The sequence below is a fragment of the uncultured Pluralibacter sp. genome (assembly GCF_913775985.1).
In the GTDB taxonomy this organism is placed as follows: Bacteria; Pseudomonadota; Gammaproteobacteria; order Enterobacterales; family Enterobacteriaceae; genus Pluralibacter.
The window spans coordinates 244694-261760 of the sequence record NZ_CAJYMB010000150.1 but is presented as its reverse complement, the minus strand read 5'-3'; the positions used below and the strand labels follow the sequence as shown (position 1 = coordinate 261760).

At 58.2% G+C, this 17067-nt stretch carries 15 protein-coding genes; 8 read left to right on the top strand and 7 right to left on the bottom strand.

What is annotated here, in order from left to right; genetic code table 11:
* Window position 1: 1 nt before the first annotated feature.
* The gene (gene yiaK, locus QZ766_RS21655; protein WP_297207136.1) at window positions 2-1000 is read right to left on the bottom strand and encodes a 3-dehydro-L-gulonate 2-dehydrogenase; all 999 of its coding nucleotides are present in this window, start codon (window positions 998-1000) and stop codon (window positions 2-4) included.
* Window positions 1001-1200: 200 nt separating this feature from the next.
* Here yiaK and yiaJ point away from each other — a divergent pair, with 200 nt between their 5' ends.
* The gene (gene yiaJ, locus QZ766_RS21650; RefSeq protein ID WP_297207134.1) at window positions 1201-2058 is read left to right on the top strand and encodes an IclR family transcriptional regulator YiaJ; all 858 of its coding nucleotides are present in this window, start codon (window positions 1201-1203) and stop codon (window positions 2056-2058) included.
* Between the two features lie 52 nt (window positions 2059-2110).
* On the opposite strand, the gene fetB is transcribed toward yiaJ, so the two are convergent.
* Window positions 2111-2893, bottom strand: coding sequence for an iron export ABC transporter permease subunit FetB (gene fetB / locus QZ766_RS21645; RefSeq protein ID WP_297207131.1), 783 nt, complete (start codon window positions 2891-2893; stop codon window positions 2111-2113).
* Entirely contained in the window at window positions 2880-3548 is a 669-nt protein-coding gene (fetA, locus tag QZ766_RS21640) for an iron ABC transporter ATP-binding protein FetA (RefSeq protein ID WP_297207259.1), read from the bottom strand. The genes fetB and fetA overlap by 14 nt, the downstream gene beginning before the upstream one ends.
* A 135-nt stretch (window positions 3549-3683) precedes the next feature.
* Between fetA and QZ766_RS21635 the strand changes: the two genes are divergently transcribed.
* Both QZ766_RS21635 and QZ766_RS21630 read left to right on the top strand, forming a co-directional pair.
* Entirely contained in the window at window positions 3684-4598 is a 915-nt protein-coding gene (locus QZ766_RS21635; protein ID WP_297207129.1) for an SPFH domain-containing protein, read from the top strand.
* Complete coding sequence (locus QZ766_RS21630; RefSeq protein ID WP_297207127.1) at window positions 4598-5053, top strand: NfeD family protein; 456 nt, start codon at window positions 4598-4600, stop codon at window positions 5051-5053. The genes QZ766_RS21635 and QZ766_RS21630 overlap by 1 nt, the downstream gene beginning before the upstream one ends.
* Here QZ766_RS21630 and cueR read toward each other — a convergent pair whose 3' ends face one another.
* Window positions 5054-5458, bottom strand: a complete 405-nt coding sequence (cueR, locus tag QZ766_RS21625) for a Cu(I)-responsive transcriptional regulator (protein ID WP_297207126.1) — start codon at window positions 5456-5458, stop codon at window positions 5054-5056.
* Window positions 5459-5561: 103 nt separating this feature from the next.
* Between cueR and copA the strand changes: the two genes are divergently transcribed.
* The 3 genes from copA to ybaK all read left to right on the top strand — a co-directional run bounded on the left by copA (window position 5562) and on the right by ybaK (window position 9606).
* The gene (copA, locus tag QZ766_RS21620) at window positions 5562-8063 is read left to right on the top strand and encodes a copper-exporting P-type ATPase CopA (protein WP_297207123.1); all 2502 of its coding nucleotides are present in this window, start codon (window positions 5562-5564) and stop codon (window positions 8061-8063) included.
* 71 nt (window positions 8064-8134) lie between these two features.
* Window positions 8135-8926 carry a TraB/GumN family protein gene (locus QZ766_RS21615; protein ID WP_297207121.1) on the top strand — a complete coding sequence of 264 codons (792 nt, stop codon included), beginning with the start codon at window positions 8135-8137 and terminating at the stop codon, window positions 8924-8926.
* A 200-nt stretch (window positions 8927-9126) separates the two neighbouring features.
* The gene (gene ybaK / locus QZ766_RS21610; RefSeq protein WP_297207119.1) at window positions 9127-9606 is read left to right on the top strand and encodes a Cys-tRNA(Pro)/Cys-tRNA(Cys) deacylase YbaK; all 480 of its coding nucleotides are present in this window, start codon (window positions 9127-9129) and stop codon (window positions 9604-9606) included.
* 50 nt (window positions 9607-9656) lie between these two features.
* Here ybaK and ushA read toward each other — a convergent pair whose 3' ends face one another.
* Window positions 9657-11309, bottom strand: coding sequence for a bifunctional UDP-sugar hydrolase/5'-nucleotidase UshA (ushA, locus tag QZ766_RS21605; RefSeq protein ID WP_297207118.1), 1653 nt, complete (start codon window positions 11307-11309; stop codon window positions 9657-9659).
* Window positions 11310-11480: 171 nt separating this feature from the next.
* On the opposite strand from ushA, the gene QZ766_RS21600 reads away from it, so the two are divergent.
* Window positions 11481-12695: an MFS transporter gene (locus QZ766_RS21600; protein ID WP_297207116.1), complete on the top strand. Its 1215-nt coding sequence runs from the start codon at window positions 11481-11483 to the stop codon at window positions 12693-12695.
* Between the two features lie 239 nt (window positions 12696-12934).
* Window positions 12935-14611, top strand: coding sequence for a YbaL family putative K(+) efflux transporter (gene ybaL, locus QZ766_RS21595; RefSeq protein WP_297207114.1), 1677 nt, complete (start codon window positions 12935-12937; stop codon window positions 14609-14611).
* Between the two features lie 54 nt (window positions 14612-14665).
* On the opposite strand, the gene QZ766_RS21590 is transcribed toward ybaL, so the two are convergent.
* Together QZ766_RS21590 and hemH are read right to left on the bottom strand one after the other, a co-directional pair.
* Window positions 14666-15967 carry an inosine/guanosine kinase gene (locus QZ766_RS21590; protein ID WP_297207257.1) on the bottom strand — a complete coding sequence of 434 codons (1302 nt, stop codon included), beginning with the start codon at window positions 15965-15967 and terminating at the stop codon, window positions 14666-14668.
* A 68-nt stretch (window positions 15968-16035) separates the two neighbouring features.
* On the bottom strand, window positions 16036-16998 hold the full coding sequence (hemH, locus tag QZ766_RS21585) for a ferrochelatase (RefSeq protein WP_297207112.1): 963 nt from the start codon (window positions 16996-16998) through the stop codon (window positions 16036-16038).
* Between the last annotated feature and the right edge of the window lie 69 nt (window positions 16999-17067).

Below are 17067 nucleotides of genomic sequence, written 5' to 3'. Positions count from 1 at the left end.
CTTAGAGCGACTGAATCTTAGCCCACACGCTGTCATCGACGGTGATGCCATTGCGCCGGTTTTCTTCCTGTAACTTTGTGAACTCATGCCCCGGCAAGCGGATGGCGACACTCTCATCGGCACGCTCTGCGGTGGTGATGAAGTCCATGATTCGCTGCAGTTTTGCATCACGGGTAGCGCCGTCGATAAGCTTATCCACTTCAATGGCGATAAAGATTTGGGAGACGCCGTATTCATCACTGTTGTCCTGGGTCACTTCGGCAACGGACGAGCCGTTGGACAGCAGCGTGGCAATCATATCCAGCACGATGGACATACCAGAACCCTTCCAGTAACCCATCGGCAAAATGCGTCGGTTTTTTTCAATGACTCCCGGCTCTCTGGTCAGATTGCCATCATCATCAAAGCCGCCATCAACCGGCAGCTCTCGACCGGCAAGACGGTTAACCTCGAGCATGCCGTAGGAGAACATCGACATCGACATGTCCACCATGGTTATCGGCGATGAGGGAATGGCCACAATGAGCGGATTAGTACCGATACGACACTCTTTCGCTCCCCACGGCGGCATCACGGCAATCGAGTTCGTCCAGCAGATACCAATATATCCCTTTTCCGCAGCCTGCCAGCCGTAGCTTCCCCCGCGCATCCAGTGGTTGGCATTACGCAACGCAACCAGACCAATGCCGTGATCGGCGGCCAACTCAATCGCCCGATCCATCATCTGTTTAGCCGTTAAATTACCGATAGAACGCTGCGCGTCCCACTGCTCTATCGCACCGAGGCTAGTGACACGCCGGGGTTTAGCTTCAGGAATAATATCGCCGTTATCCAGCTGCTGGATAAAGCGCGGAAAGCGGTTTACGCCGTGAGAGTAGACGCCTGATTCTGTGGTTTTGGCAAACATCTCAGCACAGGCGTCCGCCGTATCCGCAGCCACGCCTCGAGCCAGAAGAACTTTTTCAAATGCCGATTTTAATGTTTCAAAAGTGACTTTCATTGCTGGTTTCCCTGTGATGGCAGATCGCTTATCTATCGCTAAATTTCACAATGCGAAATCTGATTTCAAATATATCGATCTAACGTGGACATTACAACGGGCCGGAGATTTTTAAAAAAACTTTTAAATCATGGAGTTGCTTTTTTTCGGTTCAGATCGTGAACTGAAACACACTTTGCGCTACCATCTGTGCGCGATCGATGAGGGGAATGGAAGTGATGCCAACAAAAAAGAGTGGAATAGTGCAGGAAACGCCCGAAAAAGAGCGACCGGCCGGGAGCCAAAGCCTGTTTCGTGGGTTGATGCTGATAGAGATTTTGAGTAATTATCCAAACGGCTGCCCGCTGGCTCATCTTGCGGAGCTTTCAGGCCTCAATAAAAGTACCGTCCACCGGCTGCTGCAGGGGCTGCAATCCTGCGGCTACGTGACACCCGCTCCCGCGGCGGGAAGCTATCGATTGACTACAAAATTTATCGCCGTCGGTCAAAAAGCGCTGTCCTCGTTAAACATTATTCATGTAGCAGCACCCCATCTTGAAGCGCTGAACATTGCCACGGGCGAGACAGTTAACTTTTCCAGCCGCGAAGACGATCACGCGATCCTGATTTATAAATTAGAGCCGACAACCGGTATGCTCCGCACCCGCGCCTATATTGGTCAGCATATGCCGCTCTATTGTTCTGCAATGGGTAAGATTTACATGGCATTTGGTCATCCCGACTACGTCAAAGCCTATTGGGAAAGCCACCAGGCGCAGATCCAGACGCTGACGCACAACACCATCACCGACCTTGCGGCTATGTACGATGAGCTGGCGCACATCAGGGAAAGCCACATGGCGATGGATCGCGAAGAAAATGAGCTCGGGGTTTCGTGTATCGCCGTACCGGTATTTGATATTCATCATCGCGTGCCGTACGCAATTTCAATTTCACTCTCTACGTCGAGACTGAAGCAGATAGGCGAAAAAAATCTTCTTAAATCGCTGCGCGTGGCAGCTCAGGCCGTTTCAAACGAACTTGGATTTACCGTCAGGGATGGAGTATCAGAGGAATAAACCAGTAGCGTTAGATGAATCGCTATCGCTACTGGTTTAAAAAGGTTATCAACTATTTACTCTTTTTCAACAGGCTCAGCACCAGCTGATGCCTGCTGTTGAAAAACTTACGGTACGTGAGATAGCAGGCAACGATGGTCGACAGGCTGGCGGTAGACAGCAGCATAAAGGTCACCATTATCTGATATTTGATCGCTTTGACTGGATCGATGCCGGCAAAGATCAGCCCGGACATCATGCCCGGGAGGCTCACCAGCCCGACGGTTTTGGCGGAGTCGATGGTCGGGATCAGCGACGCGCGGATACTTTCGCGGATCAGCGGCTCGGCGGCTTTTTTCGGCGTGGCGCCGAGGCTCAGCTTCTCCTGGATCTGCGCCTGCCCGGTAGTAAAACGCTGGCCGAGATTGTTGTAACACAGCCCTACCGCCACCATGGCGTTACCGGCAATCATTCCGGCGATCGGGATCACCTGCATTGGCGTAAAGGCGATCGAGCCGGATCCCACCAGCACGCCCAGCGTTAGGCTGGTGCCCGTGGTAATGGCGATAAACGACGAAAGGAATGCCTTACTGATGTACTGGCTGCGCTTTTTGGCGTTCCAGGCCGCGTTAAAGCAGATGAACAGCACCATCAGCAGGGTTAGCACCGCGTGGTTAACATTGAAGATATATTTCAGCACATAGCCGACGGCGATCAGCTGAATAATGGCGCGACAGATGCTCCAGATAATCTCTTTTTCCAGGCCCAGCTTTTCACGATAGCTGACCACAATCGCCACCAGCACCAGCACCATGGAAAGCGCCAGCGATTCGTTGGTGATATTATGCCCGTTCATGTTCAGCCTCCTTAATTTCCGCACCGTTCGCCGGGAGCCGGATAACATCATCCGCGTGGCGAATTTCATTTTCGTCGTGGGTTACCCACAGCACAGAAATATTTTCCTGAGCGACCATGCGATGAATTATCTCATTTACCTGCTGTTTATTAGATTCATCCAGCGCACTGGTTATTTCATCGAGTAATAATATCTTCGGTAAAAACTGCAAATTGCGAATAAGTGAAACCCGCTGCTTTTCCCCGCCGGACAATTCATTGATGGATTTTTTTAGCGTTTCTGCCGGCAGCGAGAAGCGCGATAAATCGTCGATAAGCTTGGCTTCGTCCGGCTTCTGGCGGCGTATCTGCCAGGGAAACGCCAGGTTGTCGTAGACGGTATCGCCAAACAGCGCCGGGGTCTGCGCGCAGTAGGAGACCTGCTGGCGATAAGTTTCAGGAGATATATTTTTAATATCCTGCCCTTCAAATATCACCGAACCAGAGGTGGGCGTGATAAGCGAGGCAATAATTTTTAGCAGCGTGCTTTTACCGCATCCCGACGGGCCGGTAATCAACGCAAATTGGCCTTTCTGCAGCCCTACATTGATATTGTGTAAAATGGTCGTGTTGTCTATTCGGTAACCAAGTTGGTCAACCCGCAATATATCCTTCATGGTGGTCCTTATTTTTATGACTGGTGCCCGGCTATTGTATCTCCTGTCGCTTCGCGATGACGAGAATAAAAGATATACTGTCTGTCGGTCCGACACTTGCAGGCCGGCTATCCGACACAAAACAGGAGGTTTTCGGTGCTGATCTTTATTCCCGTGTTCATTTTTCTCGCGCTGGTGGTGGTTGCCGCCGGGGTTAAAATTGTGCCTCAGGGTTTTCAGTGGACGGTGGAGCGCTTTGGCCGCTATACCAATACGCTGCAGCCGGGTCTGAATTTAGTGGTGCCCTTTATGGACCGCATCGGCCGCAAAATCAATATGATGGAGCAGGTGCTGGACATTCCCTCCCAGGAAGTCATCTCCAAAGACAACGCCAACGTCACCATTGACGCCGTCTGCTTTATTCAGGTTATCGACGCGCCGAAGGCCGCCTATGAAGTCAGCAATCTTGAACAGGCCATCGTCAATCTGACCATGACCAATATCCGCACCGTGCTGGGCTCAATGGAACTGGATGAGATGCTCTCCCAGCGCGACAGCATCAACACCCGCCTGCTGCACATTGTCGATCAGGCCACCAATCCGTGGGGCATCAAGATCACCCGCATTGAAATTCGCGACGTGCGCCCGCCAGCCGAACTGATCTCCTCCATGAACGCCCAGATGAAAGCGGAGCGCACCAAGCGCGCCTATATTCTGGAAGCGGAAGGGGTCCGTCAGGCGGAGATCCTGAAAGCTGAGGGCGAGAAACAGTCGCAGATCCTGAAAGCGGAAGGCGAGCGCCAGTCAGCGTTTTTACAGGCCGAGGCCCGCGAGCGCTCCGCCGAAGCGGAAGCCCGCGCCACCAAAATGGTTTCTGAAGCCATTGCCGCCGGGGATATTCAGGCGGTGAACTACTTCGTGGCCCAGAAATATACCGACGCTCTGCAGAAAATCGGCTCGGCGGATAACAGTAAAGTGGTGATGATGCCGCTGGATGCCAGCAGCCTGATGGGCTCCATCGCAGGGATCGGCGAGCTGCTCAACACCAGCGCCAGCGAGCGGAAAAAATAATGACAGAGCTGATTCTGGCCCACCCGCACATCTTCTGGCTCAGCCTCGGCGGCCTGCTGCTGGCCGCCGAAATGCTCGGCGGCAACGGCTATCTGCTGTGGAGCGGCGCGGCGGCCATCGTCACCGGGCTGCTGACCTGGCTGCTGCCGCTGGGCTGGGAGTGGCAGGGCGCGCTGTTTGCGGTGCTGACGCTGGTAGCGGCCTGGCTGTGGTGGCGCTGGCTGAGTGGGCGCATCAAGCGCCAGCCGCGCGCCGACAGACAGCTTAACCAGCGCGGTCAGCAGCTGCTCGGGCAGCGCTTTACGCTGGACGCGCCGCTGGTCAACGGCCGTGGGCACATCAGGGTTGGCGACAGCTCGTGGCCGGCAGTTTCCGACAGCGATCTGCCCGCAGGCTGCCCGGTTGAGGTGATTGCCGTCGAAGGCATTACGCTTAAGATCCGCGAACGCCGCTGATTAGCTTTTGCGATGGCAGCACCCGGAGAGATTATCAATGATCGGGCAGTCGGCGCCGTCGTCTCCCGGGCAGGCGTCGGCCAGATCAAGCAGCTGCTGGCGCATCCCCTGCAGCTCCTGAATATGGCGCTCGATATCGGCCACTTTTTGCAGCGTGCGGGACTTCACATCGGCGCTGTGGCGCCCGGGATCGTTGAACAGATTAACCAGCTCGCCGCACTCCTCCAGATTAAACCCCACCAGTCGCGCCTGGCGCAGCAGCGTGAGTTCATCGAGGTGCTTTTGCGTATAGTTGCGGTAGCCGTTTGCACTGCGGACCGGCGGCGTGACCAGCCCCTTCTCTTCATAAAAGCGAATCGCCTTGGCGGTTAAGCCGGTTTTATTCGCCACGTCGCTGATATTCATATTTACTCCTTGACCTTCCCCTTGATGGAAGGTTTAACCTGTGCAACTGTAAAAAGAAGTTCCCCGCCGGTCAACGACCGCCGATCACATTTACGGAGGAAGTATGTCCCAAACCACTATCCTTGCGCTGGATGGCCTTTCCTGCGGCCACTGCGTCAAACGCGTGAAAGAGAGTCTGGAGCAGCGCCCGGACGTTGAGCTGGCGGAAGTGACCACCAGCGAAGCGAAAGTTACCGGCAGCGCCAGCGCCGAACAGCTGATTGAAACCGTTAAAGCCGCCGGCTACGGCGCGGAGATCGGCCACCCAAAAACTGAACCGCTGACAGAGACGTCAACTCCGTCGGAAGCGCTGACAGCGGTCACCCCCGAGCTTCCGGCAGCCGATGACGTCGACGACAGCATGCAGCTGCTGATCGGCGGCATGAGCTGCGCCAGCTGCGTTTCCCGGGTACAGAAGGCGCTTGCCGCCGTACCCGGCGTCAGTCAGGCACGGGTCAATCTGGCGGAGCGCACTGCGCTGGTGACGGGCAGCGCCTCCGCCGCTGAATTAGTCCAGGCCATAGAAAATGCCGGCTACGGCGCGGAGGCCATCGACGATGACCAGAAGCGCCGGGAGCGCCAGCAGGAAACGGCCATTGCCACCATGAAACGCTTCCGCTGGCAGGCGATCGTTGCCCTGCTGGTGGGCATTCCGGTGATGGTCTGGGGGATGATCGGCGACAACATGATGGTCACGGATGCCAACCGCTCCGCGTGGCTTATCATCGGCCTCGTCACCCTCGCAGTGATGATCTTTGCCGGCGGCCACTTTTATACCAGCGCCTTGAAGAGCCTGAAGAACCGCACCGCCACCATGGATACGCTGGTGGCACTCGGCACCGCAGTGGCCTGGCTCTACTCGATGAGCGTGAACCTTTGGCCGCAGTGGTTCCCGGCCGAGGCGCGCCACCTCTATTACGAAGCCAGCGCGATGATTATCGGCCTGATTAATCTTGGGCATATGCTGGAGGCCCGCGCCCGCCAGCGCTCGTCGAAAGCGCTGGAGAAACTGCTCGATCTCACCCCGCCCAGCGCGCGGGTGGTCACTGACGGCGGGGAAAAAGACCTGCCGCTTGCCGAGGTACAGCCCGGCATGATCCTGCGCCTGACCACCGGCGATCGCGTCCCGGTTGACGGCGAAATTAGCCAGGGGGACGCCTGGTTCGATGAAGCCATGCTCACCGGCGAACCTGTCCCGCAGCAAAAAGGCATCGGCGGCAGCGTCCACGCTGGTACCGTCGTACAGGACGGCAGCGTGCTGTTTCGCGCCAACGCCGTGGGCAGCCGCACCACGCTGTCGCGCATTATCCGCATGGTGCGCCAGGCCCAGAGCAGCAAGCCGGAGATAGGCCAGCTTGCCGACCGGATCTCCGCCGTGTTTGTGCCGGTGGTTATTGCTATTGCCGTTCTCAGCGCCGCCGTGTGGTACTTCATCGGCCCGGCGCCGCAGATTGTTTATACTCTGGTCATCGCCACCACGGTGCTGATCATCGCCTGCCCCTGCGCCCTGGGTCTGGCGACGCCGATGTCGATCATCGCCGGCGTCGGGCGGGCAGCGGAGTACGGCGTGCTGGTGCGCGATGCGGATGCCCTGCAGCGCGCCAGCGAGCTTGATACGCTGGTGTTCGATAAAACCGGCACCCTGACTGAGGGTAAACCGCAGGTAGTCGCAGTCCATACTTTCGGCGATATAAGCGAGGCCGATGCGCTGCGGTTGGCCGCCGCGCTGGAGCAGGGGTCAAGCCATCCGCTGGCGCGCGCCATTATTGAAAAGGCCGAAGGAAGTATGCTGCCGTCGGTCAGCGAGTTCCGGACCCTGCGCGGGCTTGGCGTCAGCGGCAGCGGCGAAGGCCGCGCGCTGCTGCTGGGCAATCAGGCGCTGCTTAACGAGCAGCAAATTGATACCGCCGCGGCCGCGGCAGATATCGACGCGCAGGCGGCGCAGGGCGCGACGCCAGTGCTGCTCGCAGTTGACGGCAGGCTGGCCGCGCTGTTTGCGGTTCGCGATCCGCTGCGTCAGGACAGCGTAGCCGCCCTGCAGCGCCTGCACCGGGAAGGCTATCGGCTGGTGATGCTTACCGGCGATAACCCGGTAACCGCGCGCGCTATTGCTAAAGAAGCAGGCATTGATGAGGTGATTGCCGGCGTGCTGCCGGAAGGTAAAGCCGACGCCATCAAAAAACTGCAGGCCGGGGGCCGCAAGGTGGCGATGGTGGGCGACGGGATTAATGACGCCCCGGCGCTGGCCCAGGCCGAGGTGGGCATTGCGATGGGCGGCGGCAGCGATGTCGCCATCGAAACCGCCGGAATTACCCTGATGCGCCACAGCCTCACCGGCGTCGCCGACGCGCTGGCGATTGCCCGCGCCACCCTGCGCAATATGAAGCAGAACCTGCTGGGCGCGTTTGTTTATAACAGCATAGGTATTCCGATCGCCGCCGGCATCCTGTGGCCTTTCACCGGCACGCTGCTGAACCCGGTGGTCGCCGGCGCGGCGATGGCGCTGTCGTCCATCACCGTGGTCAGCAACGCCAACCGGCTGCTGCGGTTTAAGCCGAAAGTGTGAGTCCTGCTTGAGATTCAGTTGAGCCCCTGCCCCCAACGCGCTAGCATGGCGTTTTACTTTCAGGAGCGCGTATGGGGCTGTTTCAACAACTAAAATCATCGATTCGCGCTCTGCTGCCTCACCGCTACCGCTGGCCAGGACTGGATATCTCCCTCGCCGGCGGTCAGCATTTGCATCTGGTGGGCAGCATTCATATGGGCACCCCGGATATGTCTCCCCTGCCCCCGGGCCTGATCAGCAAGCTTGAGCAGGCGGACGCCCTGATTGTGGAAGCCGATATCAGCGGCAGCGAAACCCCCTTCAACGATATTCCCGTCTGCCCGCCGCTGGAGGATCGCCTCAGCGAGGCGCGCTATCAGCAGCTGGAACAGCGTGCCGCCGAGCTGGGGCTGTCGATGGCGATGTTTTGCAGCCAGCCGCTGTGGCAGGTAGCGATGGTGCTGCAGGCCACCCACGCGCAAAAGCTGGGCCTGCGCCCGGATTACGGGATTGATTACCAGCTGCTGCACCTTGCCCGCGATCTGTCAAAGCCGGTGATCGAGCTGGAGGGCGCGGAGAGCCAGATAGCGCTGCTGCGCAACCTCACCGACGGCGGCGCGGATCTGCTGAACGATACGCTGACCCACTGGCGCACCAATGCCAGGCTGCTGCAGGTAATGATCGGCTGGTGGATTTCGCAGCCGCCGGGTGAAACCCCGTCGCTGCCAAACACCTTTAGCCAGTCGCTGTACGATGTGCTGATGCAAAAGCGCAATCTGGCCTGGCGCGACAGGCTGCACCAGCTGCCGCCGGGGCGCTATGTGGTCGCGGTGGGCGCACTGCATCTGTATGGGGAAGGGAATCTGCCGTCAATGCTGAAATAAAAAAATGGCCAATATCGCTATTGGCCCGTCAAAGAGGAATTTCATCGTTATTATTATTCCGCGGCTTGCGCCGGGGATCTCCCGATTGTCTCTTAAAGTTAGCGTTTCTGCCAACATAATTGCGCGCGGAAGTGCTATTTTTTCGACAGCTATCAAGAGTATTCTTAACTTACTTTGCTTCACTGGTAATAAGGATCGCCATGACTCCCGCAGTAAAACTCCTCGAAAAAAACAAAATCCCCTTCCAGATCCACGCCTACGATCACGATCCGAACGAGACCAACTTCGGTGATGAAGTGGTGCGCAAGCTCGGCCTCGACGCCGACCGGGTTTATAAAACGCTGCTGGTGGCCGTCAACGGCGATATGAAACACCTTGCGGTAGCGGTAACGCCGGTCGCAACCCAGCTTGATTTAAAGAAAGTGGCAAAAGCGCTGGGCGCCAAAAAAGTGGATATGGCCGATCCGCTGGTGGCCCAGCGCACCACCGGCTATCTGGTAGGCGGCATCAGCCCGCTGGGGCAAAAAAAGCGTCTGCCGACCATCGTTGACGCACCGGCGCAGGCGTTCAGCACGATTTACGTGTCGGGCGGCAAGCGCGGGCTGGATATTGAGCTGGCGGCGGGGGATCTGGTGAAGCTACTGGATGCCCGCTTTGCTGATATCGCCCGGCGGGACTGAAATGACGCGCATCCCCTGTCGGCAGCAGAGGATGCGCAGGCCTCAGAAAATTACTGCCAGCTCACTTCCCCTTTCGGCTCGAACACGTTTACGTCCAGCGGTGAATGCTGCTGGATATATTGCTTGAGCACTTCCGCGTCGATAAAGCCGGTGTTGACATAGCCCGGACGAGCATCAATGCGGGGATAGCCGTCGCCGCCGCTGGCGTTGAAGTTCAGGGTTGCCATGCGGTAAGTTTTATTCATATCCACCGGCTCGCCTTTGATTTTCAGCTCGCTCAGCTGGCCATTTTTAGCCACGAAGCTGACGTTGGCAAATTGCGGATAGGCGCCCGAGTCCGGCTGCATTCGGGCAACGGCAGTAAGATACTCCGTCGCCTCTTTGCCGGTCATCTCTGCATACACCACCACGTTGCCAAACGGCTGCACTTTCAGCACGTCTTTATAGGTGATGTTGCCGGCGTCAATGGAGTCGCGAATGCCGCCGCCGCTCATCACCGCAAAGTCCGCGCTGGTGCGTTCCATTTGCGCGTCAAGCAGCAGACGGCCCATATTCGTTTGCACAAAGCGCACCTTGCTGCGGTCCCCTTCCAGCCGACCGTTGACCTCACCAATCTTCACGCCGAGCTGGGCGCGTCCCTTGTTCTGGAACGGCGACAGCAGGGAGATCATCTGCGGATTTTCGGGGATCTGCGGGGTATACAGCACCCGCTCGCTTTTGCCGTTATCCCAGGTGATTTTTTTCTTCAGGTTTATCGGGATCAGCTGATAGTGCACCAGCTTCATCTCGCCGTTGCGGAATTCAAAGTCGGCGCGGCCCACGTACTTGCCCCACTCGTGGGCCTGCACGATCCAGATACCGTTCTGGCGATCCGGCGCGCAGGGAGTGCCCGGCACGTAGTCGACCTGCTTCTTATTTTCCGACGCCATGCAGACCGGATCCTGCGAGTGGCCGCCGATAATCATCGCCAGCGCGCCGGCGGGCAGGCTGCGGGCCATTTCAACATCGCCCGGCGCGTTAGATCCGTGGTTGCCGTTATCGTAGTGGCCCATGTGGGTGGCGGCCAGGATCACGTCAGGCTTCTCGTTCTGTTGAAGCTCCTGAATAACCAGCTTCGCTTCTTCAGCCGGATTATGAAACTGAATGTCGGTAAAAAACTCCGGATTGCCGAGTTTGGCGGTGTCGTCGGTGGTCAGGCCAATCACTGCAATTTTCAGGCCGCCGCGGTTAAACAGCGCCCAGGGTTTAAACAGGCGCTCGCCGGTGCTTTTTTGGTAGATGTTGGCGGAAAGGAAGGGGAATTTGGCCCACTTCTCCTGCTGGCGCAGGACGCTCAGCGGGTTATCGAACTCGTGATTGCCCACCGCCATTGCGTCATAGCCCACCAGATTCATGCCGCGAAAGTCGGGCTCGGCATCCTGTAAGTCGGATTCCGGCACGCCGGTGTTGATATCGCCGCCGGAGAGCAGCAGTACGCTGCCCCCTTCGGCCGCGACCTCTTTGCGAATTTTATCCACCAGCGTTTTCTGCGCGGCCAGGCCATATTCGCCGTATTCGCTGCGCCAGAAGTGGCCGTGGTGATCGTTAGTATGCAGGATGGTGATTTTGTAGGTTTTATCCTGTTCGTACGCCTGCGCCTGCAGGCTGAGAAGCGAGCACGCGGTCAGCATCGCCAGCGCCGCAGCGCGTTTAAACAACTCCATAATACTCTCCCTGATACAGTCACAAGCGCCGAACTTACAGTAAGTAACAAGCTTAGACAAAATGTTTTCCGCGCTAAGACTTTCTTAAAAAGATATAGCTCGCTATCTTAGCCAGATAACTATTAGCCCCACAACAACGCTAACATCGCAAAATAACTGTGAGTAAATTCTATGGCAATCAGTGAAACCAGCCCGGCCCTGCCCGGTAAACCTGCACCGCAGCAGAAGGGCCGCACGTCGTTCGGTATTTTAGGCGCAATCAGCCTCTCTCACCTGCTCAACGATATGATCCAGTCGTTGATTCTGGCTTTGTACCCTCTGCTACAGTCGGAGTTTTCCCTGACGTTCGTGCAGATTGGGATGATCACCCTCACCTTTCAGCTGACATCGTCGCTGCTGCAGCCGGTGGTCGGCTACTGGACGGATAAATATCCGATGCCGTGGTCGCTGCCCATCGGCATGTGCTTTACCCTGAGCGGCCTGGTGCTGCTGGCGATGGCGGGCAGCTTTGGCGCGGTGGTGCTGGCGGCAGGGCTGGTGGGTACTGGCTCCTCGGTATTCCATCCCGAATCGTCCCGCGTGGCGCGCATGGCCTCCGGCGGGCGGCACGGGCTGGCCCAGTCGCTGTTCCAGGTGGGCGGCAACTTTGGCAGCTCGCTGGGGCCGCTGCTGGCCGCAATCATTATTGCGCCTTACGGTAAAGGTAACGTGGCCTGGTTCGTTCTCGCTGCGCTGCTGGCTATCGTGGTGCTCGCGCAGGTCAGCCGCTGGTACGCTGCCCAGCACCGGATCAATAAAGGAAAGCCTGCCGGTTCGACCGTTAGCCCGCTGCCGCGCAATAAAGTGATTCTGGCGGTAAGCATCCTGCTGGTGCTGATTTTCTCTAAATACTTCTATATGGCGAGCATCAGCAGCTACTACACCTTTTATTTGATGCATAAGTTTGGCCTGTCGGTGCAAAACGCCCAGTTCCACCTGTTTGCGTTTCTGTTTGCCGTGGCGGCCGGTACCGTGATTGGCGGGCCGGTAGGCGATAAAATTGGGCGTAAATACGTGATTTGGGGCTCTATCCTCGGCGTCGCGCCTTTTACCCTGTTTTTACCCTATGCAACTCTCGAATGGACCGGCATTTTAACGGTGATTATTGGTTTTATCCTGGCCTCGGCATTTTCAGCTATTCTTGTCTATGCTCAGGAGCTGCTGCCGGGCCGCATTGGGATGGTTTCGGGACTGTTCTTCGGCTTTGCCTTCGGTATGGGAGGCTTGGGTGCCGCAGTGCTGGGGGTTGTTGCCGATCATTCGGGTATTGAATATGTCTATAAAATCTGTGCCTTTCTGCCTCTGCTGGGCATGTTGACAATATTCCTTCCTGATAATCGCCACTAGCGCTATTTTTACGGTCGCCAGAATGAGAAAATGGCGGCCGTAAGCCCTTTGTTTTAGCTACAATCCTCTGCATTACCTCTGTTTATCCCTCCCTGGCATCCTCTTTTGCGATAAATTCATTTTTTTAACGTAATTCAACGAATGTTCATAAAAAAAGAGTTAAATTTGTCATAAACTGTTACCAGGATTTTTTGACTTCCCGGCAGGGATGGACCGCTGCCAACGCAAAAGGAGACGGAATGCACCACGCGACACCGCTAATCACCACCATTGTAGGTGGCCTCGTACTGGCCTTTATCCTCGGCATGATTGCCAACAAACTGCGTATTTCGCCGCTGGTCGGCTATCTGCTGGCGGGCGTGCTGGCCGGCCCCTTTACGCCGGGCTTTGTTGCCGACACTCAGTTGGCACCGGAGCTGGCCGAGCTGGGCGTTATTTTGCTGATGTTTGGCGTTGGGCTGCACTTCTCCCTGAAAGATTTGATGGCGGTAAAAGCTATCGCGATTCCCGGTGCCATCGCCCAGATAGCGGTTGCGACGCTGCTCGGAATGGGGCTTGCCGCCCTGCTTGGCTGGTCGCTGATGACCGGCATCGTGTTTGGTCTGTGCCTCTCCACCGCCAGCACCGTGGTGCTGCTGCGCGCGCTGGAGGAACGCCAGCTGATTGATACCCAGCGCGGGCAGATCGCCATCGGCTGGCTTATCGTTGAAGATCTGGTGATGGTGCTGACGCTGGTTCTGCTGCCCGCCGTCGCCGGAATGCTGGAAAAGGGCTACGTGGGATTTGCCACGCTAACGCTCGATTTGGGGCTGACCATCGGTAAAGTGGTGGCCTTTATCGCCATTATGATGCTGGTAGGCCGCCGGCTGGTGCCGTGGATCCTGGCGCGCAGCGCCGCCACCGGTTCCCGTGAGCTGTTCACGCTGGCAGTGCTGGCCCTGGCGCTCGGTATCGCCTTCGGCGCGGTTGAACTGTTTGACGTCTCTTTTGCGCTCGGCGCCTTCTTCGCCGGGATGGTGCTTAACGAATCGGAACTGAGCCACCGGGCCGCGCACGATACCCTGCCGCTGCGCGACGCGTTTGCGGTACTGTTCTTCGTTTCGGTGGGCATGCTGTTCGATCCGATGGTGCTGGTACAGCAGCCGCTGGCGGTGATTGGCGTGCTGGCGATTATTATCTTCGGTAAATCCGCGGCGGCGTTCATGCTGGTGCGCCTGTTTGGCCACTCCCAGCGCACCGCCCTCACTATCGCCGCCAGCCTGGCGCAGATTGGCGAATTCGCCTTTATTCTGGCGGGGCTGGGGATGGCGCTGGATCTGCTGCCGCACGCCGGTCAGAACCTGGTGCTGGCCGGGGCAATCCTCTCCATCATGCTCAATCCAATCCTGTTTGCGCTGCTGGAGAAATATCTTGAGAAAACGGAAACGCTGGACGAGCAGACCCTGGAAGAAGCCATCGAAGAAGAGAAGCAGATCCCGGTAGATATCTGCGACCACATTCTGCTGGTGGGCTTCGGCCGGGTCGGTAGCCTGCTGGGGGAAAAGCTGATTGCGCAAAATATTCCGGTGGTGGTGATTGAAACCTCCCGCACCCGCGTTGACGAGCTGCGCGCGCGCGGCGTTCGCGCGGTGCTGGGCAATGCCGCCAGCGAAGAGGTGATGAATCTCGCGCATCTCGACTGCGCCCGCTGGCTGCTGCTGACCATTCCCAACGGCTACGAGGCCGGAGAAATTGTCGCCGCCGCCCGCGACAAAAATCCGACAATCGAGATCATTGCCCGCGCCCACTACGATGATGAGGTGGATTACATCACCGAGCGCGGGGCCAACGAGGTGGTGATGGGCGAGCGGGAAATCGCCAACACCATGATGGAACTGCTCACCCGGCCGGTATCGCCAGAACCGGCGAGTATTTAACGCAAAAAAGGGCCCACCGGGCCCTTTTCTCTTTCTGCGGTCAGCGCTCGGCCCTTACCGCTCCCAGTATGCCTCTTCGAGACTGTCCTCACGCTCCGGCAGCCCGCGGGTGAGCCGCGGAGAGTGCTGATTCAGCACCTGATAGCTTACCCGGTTCGCGTATTTACACACCTGCGACAGCGAGGAGTAGGTCAGCCAGCGCAGGGTATGTTTGCCGGAATTCGGTACTGTCCCGCGGTGATAGTTGTTGGCGGCAATATCGTGCAGCAGCGCCGCCAGCGCGGCGTCGCCCGCGCCGTTGGTATTCATGATCTTCTCCGGCCCGCCCATGTAGGGCGCAATATGGGAGTAAATGCGCCGCGGCTGCCGGCAGTCCCGGCGGCGCATCGCCCGGCTGAACTCGAACTGGTTAAACTCCGCAATGGCGCCCGGCAGCAGCGGATGCCCGGTTTCGCGCTTTTCGCTTTCTTCGGTAAAGCCCGCCATGTACAGCCCGGCCGGTCCGGCGGTGCACAGCACCAGATCGGTCCATTCCAGTGCGCGGTCGGCGGCCAGCAGCGGATCGGCAATTCCGGTCAGCGCCTGCGCCTCTTCTTCGTTCATCGCCAGAATCGATACGTTTTCTTTAATGAACGCCTGCCACCACGCCGGGTTGTCGGCGATAACAAAGGTGGTGCCCAGCGTCAGCACCACCGGCACATCGTACTTTTTAGCGTACTCCACCGCCCGCAGCGCGGCGTCGCGCATCGGCTCTCCCGGCTTGCCGCGCAGCAGATAGGCGGTCAGCACCAGCGCCGAGGCGCCGGCAATCACCGCCTCGGGGATGCTCTCAACCCGCAGCTGGTTCATCTGGCCGGGGCTGATGGCGAAAGTCCGCTCGCCGCTGTCGCCTATCAGCGTGAAGCAGCGGCCAATGGCGCCGTCGACGCCCTGAAGATAGTTAAGATCGGTCCGGCTGGAGGTGTTGCACAGGTAGCGGTAGGCGTAGCCGCCTATCTCAATGTTACGGCACATGACCCCGAGCAGCACCGAGCGATCGTCGGCGAGCGTAGAGTAGTTGTGCAGGGTATTGCCGATGCTGCCGCCGGCGAACTGGTGGGTTATGAGATTGTCGCGCACCAGCGCCTGATACAGCGCCTCGGCAACATCATCGTCAATCACCAGCGAGTGGCCAACGCTCAGCCCGTAGCGGGCGATGAAGGCATCATCGACGCGGGCTTCTATATCGACCAGCGTCTGATCGATACCGACAATCCACGATGCGCTGGCTTCACGCTCGGCCCGGGGGCTGAGGAGCGGATCGCGGGCGTCGGTGGGGAAGTAATGTTTGAATTTGCGCTTGCCGGGGAATTTCATGCTGTACGGCCAGTTTGCGGTAAACAGGCGGGAATAGTAACACACTCCCGCCCGCTTCCCGACGGCAATCAGCGGTACGGCGCGGTGAGGTTAACCATCATCTCGATGTGTTCCGCCGAGGCGTTCAGCGCCGGAATATACTCATATTTTTCACCGCCGGCCTCGAGGAAGAACTCGCGGTTCTGCACCGCCACCTCTTCTAAGGTTTCAAGGCAGTCGGCGGCAAAACCAGGGCACATCACCTGCACGTGCTTAACGCCCTTCTCCCCGAGCATTTTGAGCGTTTCGTCGGTGTACGGCGTCAGCCAGGGTTCGCGGCCAAAGCGGGACTGGAAGGTCATCATCACTTTTTCTGGCGCGATGCCCAGCGCCGATACCAGCTCACGGGTGGTTTTGCGGCAGCGCTGCGGGTAGTCGTCGCCCTGGCTGGCGTAGCGCTGGGGGATACCGTGATAGGAGAGCAGCAGCAGATCCGGCTCGCCGTGTTCGGCAAACGACGCGCGGGCGCTGTTGGCCAACGCCTGGATGTAGTCGCTGTCGTCAGCGTAGTCGCGAATAAACGAGATGCCGGGAATGCGCCGCTTCTTCGCCAGAATGCGCCCCAGCTCGTCCCAGACGGCGGCAACGGTCGAGCAGGAGTACTGCGGATAAAGTGGAAGCACGACGATGTGGTCCACATCCTGATCCAGCAGCGCCTGAACGCCGCTCTCAAGGGACGGCGCGCCGTAGCTCATGCCCAGGGCCACCGGCGTATCCGACAGGCGCTCTGCCAGGGCTTTCTCCTGCTGCCGGCTGTAGACCATCAGCGGCGAGCCGCCGGGCATCCATACGGACTGATAGAGCTTCGCCACCCGCGGCGAGCGAAAAGGCAAAATCACGCCGCGCAGCACCGCCCACCAGAGCAGCCGCGGCGCGTCAACCACGCGCCGATCGCTGAGAAACTGGCGCAGGTAGCGCTTCACCGCCGCGGGCGTCGGGGCCTCGGGCGTACCAAGATTAACGAGCAGGATACCGCATTTAGTCTGACGCATTACCGCCTCTTATTTATTTAACTCGCTGAAAATTATAGCTGAAGCAGGAAGGAGAAGTATCTATTGGTC

Excerpts from the sequence above, each read along its gene's own strand:
- yiaJ (WP_297207134.1), top strand. The coding sequence starts at position 1,201 with ATGAGGGGAATGGAAGTGATGCCAACAAAAAAGAGTGGAATAGTGCAG.
- QZ766_RS21630 (WP_297207127.1), top strand. The coding sequence starts at position 4,598 with ATGACAGAGCTGATTCTGGCCCACCCGCACATCTTCTGGCTCAGCCTC.
- fetB (WP_297207131.1), bottom strand. The coding sequence starts at position 2,893 with ATGAACGGGCATAATATCACCAACGAATCGCTGGCGCTTTCCATGGTG.
- hemH (WP_297207112.1), bottom strand. The coding sequence starts at position 16,998 with ATGCGTCAGACTAAATGCGGTATCCTGCTCGTTAATCTTGGTACGCCC.
- ushA (WP_297207118.1), bottom strand. The coding sequence starts at position 11,309 with ATGGAGTTGTTTAAACGCGCTGCGGCGCTGGCGATGCTGACCGCGTGC.
- ybaL (WP_297207114.1), top strand. The coding sequence starts at position 12,935 with ATGCACCACGCGACACCGCTAATCACCACCATTGTAGGTGGCCTCGTA.
- QZ766_RS21590 (WP_297207257.1), bottom strand. The coding sequence starts at position 15,967 with ATGAAATTCCCCGGCAAGCGCAAATTCAAACATTACTTCCCCACCGAC.
- QZ766_RS21600 (WP_297207116.1), top strand. The coding sequence starts at position 11,481 with ATGGCAATCAGTGAAACCAGCCCGGCCCTGCCCGGTAAACCTGCACCG.
- QZ766_RS21615 (WP_297207121.1), top strand. The coding sequence starts at position 8,135 with ATGGGGCTGTTTCAACAACTAAAATCATCGATTCGCGCTCTGCTGCCT.
- copA (WP_297207123.1), top strand. The coding sequence starts at position 5,562 with ATGTCCCAAACCACTATCCTTGCGCTGGATGGCCTTTCCTGCGGCCAC.
- ybaK (WP_297207119.1), top strand. The coding sequence starts at position 9,127 with ATGACTCCCGCAGTAAAACTCCTCGAAAAAAACAAAATCCCCTTCCAG.
- cueR (WP_297207126.1), bottom strand. The coding sequence starts at position 5,458 with ATGAATATCAGCGACGTGGCGAATAAAACCGGCTTAACCGCCAAGGCG.
- yiaK (WP_297207136.1), bottom strand. The coding sequence starts at position 1,000 with ATGAAAGTCACTTTTGAAACATTAAAATCGGCATTTGAAAAAGTTCTT.
- fetA (WP_297207259.1), bottom strand. The coding sequence starts at position 3,548 with ATGAAGGATATATTGCGGGTTGACCAACTTGGTTACCGAATAGACAAC.